Here is an 8481-nt window from a genome sequence, read left to right as displayed (position 1 = left end):
TGGTAGAGAGAATAAGGGAAAAGGGAGGGAACATAGGCTTTGATGCCTCAAATAATGAATATTGTGACCTAATATCTGCAGGTATTATTGACCCGGCAAAGGTTACAAGGGTTGCATTGCAGAATGCCGTATCCGTTTCAGGCCTTCTTCTAACCACAGAATGCCTTGTAACAGAGATCCCAGAAAAGGAAAAGATGCCTCCAATGCCCCCAGGTGGCGGAATGGGAGATATGTATTAAAAAGGCAAAAAATAAAATTGGAATTCGGGATAGAAAGGATAAACATAAAATTTTACCCTTTTCCCGAATTCCAAACCTCTAATTCTTAAATTTTGAAATTCAAAATAGGACAGCTAAACACATAGATGGAGAAAAAAGCTATTTTACTTAGTCTAGCCTTTATGCTTTTAAAAGACTGGAGTATTACCGAGGCTGAAAGGCAACTGGCAGAGAAATTTTGCCCTTCCTTATAGCTTCATTTAGGCGTCCGATATTGGTTTTTCTATGGAAGGAAGTGCCATATTTTGGGATTTAAAAAATAATTCTTTACAAAATGTATCCAAGGGCTTATACTTTTATAAATTAAAGGCAGATGTGATTTTTCTGACATAAAGTCTATGATTATAAAATAGGAGGTAAAGAGATGGAAAGAAGGATTATTGGGATAGTTTTTGGGATAATGGTTGCAGTATCAACCATTTGGGCAGAGGAGCAGAAAGGGACACTTACCCTTGAGCCTATTTGGGAGAAGGAATTTGAAGATGGGCTACGCGAGGTCTGTGAGCTAGAGCCAACCTCGGTTGGAACAAAAACAAGGGGATTGGCTGAGCCCTCTTTTTCCCTTAAGGCAGTTGAGACAGGGAATGGGGTAATAAAGTTTTTTAATGAAGAGGGAAAGGTGTCTCTTAAGGTAAAGAAAGAAAGAGAAAATGAATGGGTAGGCATCTCAAAGAATGGAAAGTATGTTAAGATTCAGGCAATCAATGACCCTAAAGCATACTATAAAACAGGAGAAACAACCCTTGAGCTAAAAGACCACAAGGGAAATACCCTCTATAAGATAGATGGGGTTCCCGACTGTGCTGAAATATCTCCCAATGGTGCAATTGTGGCAACCTGTCCTTCCTTCCCAGGCCATATCTCAGATTATTACATTGGTCTATCATTCTACAGCCCTTCGGGAAGCCTTACCAAGCGAATAGATAATATAAAATTAAGTGGCGCATCTGCCTTCTCTAAAGATGGCAGCCTCTATGTGACAGCATCTATTCTAGAAAAAAGGGATGAGTCATTCAAGGGTAGAAAAAACAGCCTGGTTGTGTTTAACACAAAAGGGGAAGAGCTATGGAGATATAACATAGATAATATGGTAAAATTTTATAATATCAAAATCTCTGATGATAAAAGGTTCATTGCAGTATGTTCTCGGGGCCCTCAGGAAGATAATCCAGAAGGACACCACGGTCCATCATATCTGCATATCTTTAATAAAGAAGGCAACCTCCTTGGCACATATAGTGTGGAGTTTAGATATGAAACAACCGGGATTTTGGGAAGAAGGAAAGGCTATCTTTCTTTCTCTCCTGAGGGAGATTATTTAGCCACTACTGATTACCGAAATCTCTATTTCTTTGATACAAATAGAGGAGAGCTTTTGTGGAGCCATTCTTTTGGTTTTCCCTTCTGTATTTATTCTGTAAGCCTCTCATCAGATGCTAAGCTTATCGCCGTAGGTGGTATATATGAAGTTCCTAATGCACGGAGTGACCGATATATCTGGCTATTTGATAAATCGGGCAATAAGATTATGGAAAAGAACATTGGAAAGTCATATACGGGAGATGTTATTTTAAACCTTAGCCCTGATGGAAAACAATTGTTTATGACAACATATGAGAAGACTGTTTTCTTTAATCTAAAATAAACCTTAAGGAGGTGATTATCTAATGAAAGATTTGATTAAAAAGGCAAGCTTGGGTTTATTCCTAACCGGAATGCTCATCATCCCATTATCCCTATCTGCCATTCCCTGGCCGGTTGATGTTATTCCAAATGATAAGGAATGCTTTGGTGGCGCATATATGGATTATCGAACCGAGGGTCTAGGAGGGGCTAAATTATTCCACCATGGGGTTGATATTGCCGTAAATAAGGAGGGAGGAAGGGTCAACTACACATCTTCTAATAATGGGTATATAGCAGAGATATATACTATTGGCGATCCAAAGTTTTATTGGATCAGCGTTGAGGAAACCCTAAATGGTCCTTCTGCCTGGTATTATGGACATACTGATGATTTTAAACATCAAGATGGTAAAAAGTGGGAAGAAGGTCTTCCCGTCTCCAAAAACGACCGACTGGGCAAGATCGTAGACTTTCCAGGCGGGATTGGATTAGGCGGCGACCACCTGGAATTTGGGAAATGGCAGAACCAGACCGATGAACAAGGTATCCATATAGGCCTGCTTAATCCTTTGCAGATTCTTGATAACTATAGTGATACCCGACCACCAAAGTTTCATAAAGACTGGCATTTTTTAAGCCAAGATACTGGAGAATACCTAAAGAAGAAAAAGCTTACAGGCAAGGTTGATATAATCGTTAGGGTAAATGACCAGACAAAGGATAATTGGGGTCAGTGGTGGGATGATGCGGGGATATACAAAATAGGGTATCAGGTGTTTAACAAGGCCAAGACATTGGTTTTGTCTTCCCAAAAGATTCTTATGGAGGCAAAGGGGGTTCAGCCTTCCAATAGCCTGATTGATGTGGTTTATAGCATAGGGCTTTCGGATAACACAAATTTTTGTTATATTGTTACCAATACCGATAATGATGGGGTAATTGAGGGATCTGACCAGAATGAGTGCTTAAACACCACTGACCTTCCCGATGGTGAGTATACAATTCAAGTTACTGCCTGGGATGTTGCTTTAAATTCTACAAGCGAGGAAATGGATGTAGTTATATCCAATAATACATCTCTTAAGTTTAAGGTAAAGGATGAAAGTGGAAATCCGGTTTATAATGCATCTGTTGTACTTAAAGAATACGATGAGGTTATAGGAAGTGGGACAACAGATATTGATGGATATGTAATAATTTCTAATATTCCTGTTGGCAATTATACAGTAGAGATATCCAAGAGCGGATTTATCTCTAAAACAGAAACAATCTATGTAGAAACTTGGGGTCAAACAAATATCATCAGCGATATCTCCATAGAAAGACCAGGTTATATCACAGGAACTGTAAAGGATAGTGTAACGGGAGCAAAGATTAAAGGAGCAGAGGTAAAAATCTCATCCGGGGATATTGTTTATACAGATGAAAACGGCGTTTATCTGGCAACCCTTAATCCTGGAACCTACCATTTGTATGTCTCTAAACCAGGCTATGTTGAAAAGGCAGAATACTGGGTAGTTGTAAAATCAGCTGAGGGAACATACAAGGATTTTCTTTTAGACCCTTATGGCTCTATTTTAGGCAGGGTTACTAATTCTAATGGAAATCCGATTACAGGAGTAAATATAGAGGCAATAAACACGGGATTATTTACAACCACAGATATAAATGGAAATTATAAGCTTGGCTTACCTCCTGGAACATACGACATTAAGGCAAGTAAATATGGATATGCAAATCAAGTTAAAGAAAGAATTGTGGTAAATCCAGGCCAAGAGACTTTAGGCATTGATTTTGTATTGAAGGATGTGGATGTTACCCCTCCTACTATTCCATTGGTAATTGATGATGGCATATATACCAATAATCCTAGCCAACTCCATGCAACCTGGTCATCCTCTGACCCAGAATCAGAAATAGTTGAATATCAATATGCTATTGGAAGCACCAAGGGTGGAACTGATATAGTGAATTGGACCTCTGTAGGAACAATGACCAGTGTAACAAAAACTGGTTTAAGCCTTATTGAGAAAAAGACTTATTATTTTAGTGTAAAGGCAAAAAATAAAGAAGGGTTATGGTCTAACCCTGGCTATTCAGATGGGATAGCCCTAGATATAACCCCACCTGATACATTTATAAGCACTACTTTTGTCATAGAACCCTATATTTTTTATGGTTGGTATGGAGAAGATAATTTAAGTTCCAGCCTTTATTACTCATATAGATTTAATGATTCTAGTTGGTCATCCTGGATTAGCCAAACCTCTTTAGGATTTGAGTTGGTTAATGGCACCAATACATTTGAGGTAAAGAGTAAAGATGGGGCAGGAAATGAAGATCTTACCCCCTGCAAAGATATTTACTATATAGAATCAGTAGACACAACCCCTCCTTATATCATTCTACCAGAGGAAGAGCCAGAAGTAGTTAGCCCAGGACAAACTGTGACTTTAACCGCTCGGATAACCGATGATGTAAGTGGTGTTGCCTTAGTTATTATTGACCTTTCACCCATTGGTGGTTTATCTAATCAAGCGATGTCTGGGGATAATGGGCTTTATACTTACCAAACTATAGTCTCAACAAATACATTACCCGGAACAAAAACCTTAAATATAACCGCAAAGGATAAAAAGGGAAGTTCAAGTACAGCAGGAATAATTTTATTTGTCGATACGCCTCCTGCTACACCAAGTATAAAAGATTCAGGGGAGTATACCACAAATACTACCCAGCTTTGTGTTTATTGGTTATCTTCTGATCCAGAGACAAGGATAGCAGAATATCAATATTGCATTGGAACAACCATAGGAAGAACAGATGTAGTCAATTGGAAATCAGCAGGATTAGCTACCTCTATAACCGAAAGGGATTTAAATCTGACAGAAGGCAGAACTTATTACTTCACGGTAAAAGCAAAGAATGGGGTTGGGTTATGGAGTGAGCCAGGATATTCTGATGGGATAACCATTGATTTTACCCCACCCGATACATTTATCACCGCCTTCTTCCAAGGCTCGACAATATTTAAGGAAAGAGATGGTTCTCCTAGTGCAACCTTCATTTGTGAAGGAAAAGATAACCTCTGTCCCCAGGATAAGCTTATGTATTCATATAGGTTAAACCAAGGTCTTTGGTCTGATTATACGGGTATAACTAGCGCTTTTTATCCAAATCTTGCTCAAGGAACTTACACATTCTATGTTAAATCTAAAGATATGGCAGGAAATATAGACCAAACACCAGCAACAATAACATTTTTTGTTGATATAACCCCTCCGGTCATTACCAATCCCAAAGCCTCTCCCGATTCGGTAAGCCCAGGCCAATCCGTAAAACTAGAAGCCTATGTGGTTGATGAGACAAGTGGAATTGGCTCGGTTACCATTGACCTTACCCCAATTGGTGGCTTATCCAATCAAGAAATGTCTGGCTCGGGAAATGGAACATATACCTACACCTATACCATTCCCAATTCTGTATCCCTTGGAACAAAGAGCTTGACTATTACAGCAAAGGATAATGCCGACAACCCTGCGACAGCCCAGATAGTATTGAAAATAGAGAAATCTTATATGAAACAATTAACCACAGAGCCAACCTATGATATAGACGGTCATTGGTCACCAGATGGAGAAAAAATCGTATTTACCTCATACTACCCACATTTCCAGATGTGGGTGATGGATAAGGATGGTCAGAATAAGAAGAAGATACTCGATGACGGATACAACCCATCGTTCTCTCCTGATGGGAAGATGTTGCTCTTCTCTCCCCATCGAGATTTTAACACATCTGTCTCTGGCTTCGATATCTATGTGATGAAGAATATAAATGGAGTAATTGAAAAAGGAGAAGAACCTATCTTTGTCAAACTGAGCGATACTGGAAAGAACTATAATCAGTTTCCATCCTGGTCACCAGATGGCAGAATGGTTACCTTCAATGCCGCCAATCTTGGTGAGGCATTCAAGATATGGATCTTGACCAATGCTTATGATGTGATAAATGATGGGGCTGATTGCTCATTTAAGATAATAGATCCAGGCCTGGGCAATGTTATCTATCCTCTCTGGTCGCCTGATGCCAAAAGGATGGTTTTTATCAAAACAGGAGATGGGTACTGGTTGACCGCAGACAGTGAGGTATGGATGATAACCAATATAGATGATGTGATCAAAAAAGATGCCTCTCCTGATCTGGTGAATATAAGCAACTATCCTGGGTGTGATGATATGGGAGGATTCTCACCCGACCAAGAGAAATTTCTCCTTGCCTCAACCAGAGATACCCCTAAAAAAGGTATCAGCTTGCTTGATTTCTACAACCTTCCCTATTCTAAATATATGGCTTTAAAAGAATCTTTTTCCAAGAAAGCCTTTGATCACAAAGGCATAACGAGTAGTCTCAATCTTGACCTCTTTGTTATAGAGAACATAAAAGGGGTGATCAATGACCAAGAAGCTCAATTAAGGCGTCTTACCGAATCACCTGAGAATGAATCTCCTTATGGTTTCTCACCAGATGGAACAAAGATACTTTTAAACATTGACAAAAATGATAATTGGGACTTGTGGATAATGGACTATCTCTATGATGAATCAGCCTTTCCTGCGGCAAATATTACATCTCCCATCCTAAACCAGAAAGTAGCTGGAAAGATAGAAATAAAAGGAAGTGCAAAGGATAACATTAGTGTTGATGGAAAGACCTTGTTATCCAAGCTTTCATCCTATACTATAGAATATGGAGAGGGAGAAAACCCAAGCAAATGGAATACAATTATAACCTTAAGTAGCTTAATAGACAATGGAATATTGGGTACTTGGGATACAACAAAATTAACCAATGGGACATATACCCTCAAGCTTACTGCTACCGATGGAAAGGATTCAAATATTCAAAGGGTTACTGTAGAGGTCAAGAATAAAGGGGGCTTCTTCGACAACTTCGATGACGGTAGCGCTAATGACTGGCAGGCAACTGGCCTCTGGCACTTAGAGACAAAAAGGTCTCATTCTGGACCATACAGCTTTGCTTATAACAATGGAATAAACTATGATATCGGAAGAAACGCAGGGTATATTGTATCACCCGAAATAGACCTATCTTCTGCACAATTTGCCGAACTCTCTTTCTGGACTTGGTGGCAACATGAATTTTATCCTTGGGGCTCCTATGACAATATGAAAGTAGAGGTTTTTGATGGAAGTTCCTGGAATCAGATATTTTACAATGATTGTAAGGGTCTTTCTTATTCAGATTGGCATCAGGAGAGCTTTGACCTTTCATCCTATTGTGGTAAAAAAATAAAGTTAAGATTCTCCTTTGATACTGTAGATAGCCTCTATAACAAGTATGAGGGATGGTATATTGATGATATAGAGGTAAGGGAATCTCCTCCTCCCCCTTCTAATAATTATAAAGAGGATTTTGACGATGGAAATACAGAGGGATGGGCTTTAGATGGCCTTTGGCATATCAGCGATAAAAGACAAGATACACCAAGATTTAGTATCGTCTACAACAATGGGACAGATTATAATGTGGGAAGAACATATGGAAGTGCAATAAGCCCAATAATTGACCTTAGAAATTGCAATAATGCCTCCCTTTCATTCAAAAGCTGGTATGAAACAGAAGATACATGGACATATTGGGATAGGAAGATTGTTTACATCTCAAGCGAAGATTCTAGCTACACAAACTGGACCCAAATATCCCAAGTATATGGAACAATGAGGCAATGGATAGGCTATCAAGTAGACCTTACCCCTTATTGCAAGAAAAGGATAAAGCTAAAATTCTTCTTTGATTCAGTAGATGGACTTTATAACAACTATGAAGGCTGGTATGTAGATTCAATCAAGATAGAAGATAAAAAGACAAAATCTATTCTTAAAGTTAAAGAAAAAAAGATATATTCCATCTTTGAAAGAAACTCATCAGGGCTTAATCCTATTGATTCCCTCCCCTCCTTTGATGAGCTTATGGCAGAGGCGATGTTGCTTGTAAAGGAAAAAGAAGCAAAGAGAGAGGAGAAACAAAATCCTCCGGTTATCCTTTCATTCAACCCAGCTCAAGCATATAGCCTTCCCGAAGATATCATTGAAAGTGAAATCCTGGTGAAAAATCCAAATAATCTTATGGGAGCAGAGATTACCATTAAATATGATTCTGAAAGAATAGAGATATTAGAGGTAAAAGAGGGAAATCTCCTTTCAAATCCAAAGGGATACTTTATGCTAGATAAAGGGATATTAAAGGTTCAGGTATTAAGCCTAAAGGAGGGAGCAAATAAAGATGGGTGTTTGCTTAAGATAAAATTTAAAATAAATAAGCCGCCATTAAAGATTGTGATAGCGAAAGCCAATTTAAAAGATTCTTTAAACCATCCCCTAGATTTTGAAACAGGGGATATATCCATAGAAGAGGCAATTTTATCCTCAGAGCTTTTCCCATCCTTTCCCAACCCAGCCAAAGATGGCCTCTGGATTCCCTTTAATCTAGCAAAGAATGCAAATGTAGAGGTTAATATCTTTAATATCCTAGGACAAAAAATAAGGACAATAAA

Annotated in this window: 3 protein-coding genes; all 3 read left to right on the top strand. The window is 38.7% G+C overall.

Annotated features, from left to right (window positions below; all coding sequences use genetic code 11):
* Positions 1-239, top strand: a 239-nt coding sequence (locus AB1630_08210) for a TCP-1/cpn60 chaperonin family protein (protein ID MEW6103775.1), incomplete at its 5' end; no start/stop codon positions are given.
* 403 nt (positions 240-642) lie between these two features.
* The gene (locus tag AB1630_08205) at positions 643-1923 is read left to right on the top strand and encodes a WD40 repeat domain-containing protein (protein MEW6103774.1); all 1281 of its coding nucleotides are present in this window, start codon (positions 643-645) and stop codon (positions 1921-1923) included.
* A 22-nt stretch (positions 1924-1945) separates the two neighbouring features.
* The coding region (locus tag AB1630_08200; GenBank protein ID MEW6103773.1) for a carboxypeptidase regulatory-like domain-containing protein at positions 1946-8481 on the top strand (6536 nt) is incomplete at its 3' end.

Source organism: bacterium (assembly GCA_040753555.1).
Classification (GTDB): domain Bacteria; phylum UBA9089; class UBA9088; order UBA9088; family UBA9088; genus JBFLYE01.
This window is presented reverse-complemented; position numbering and strand designations above follow the sequence as displayed.

Bases quoted from the DNA above. Each gene is read 5' to 3' on its own strand.
- AB1630_08205 (MEW6103774.1), top strand. From the start codon at position 643: ATGGAAAGAAGGATTATTGGGATAGTTTTTGGGATAATGGTTGCAGTA.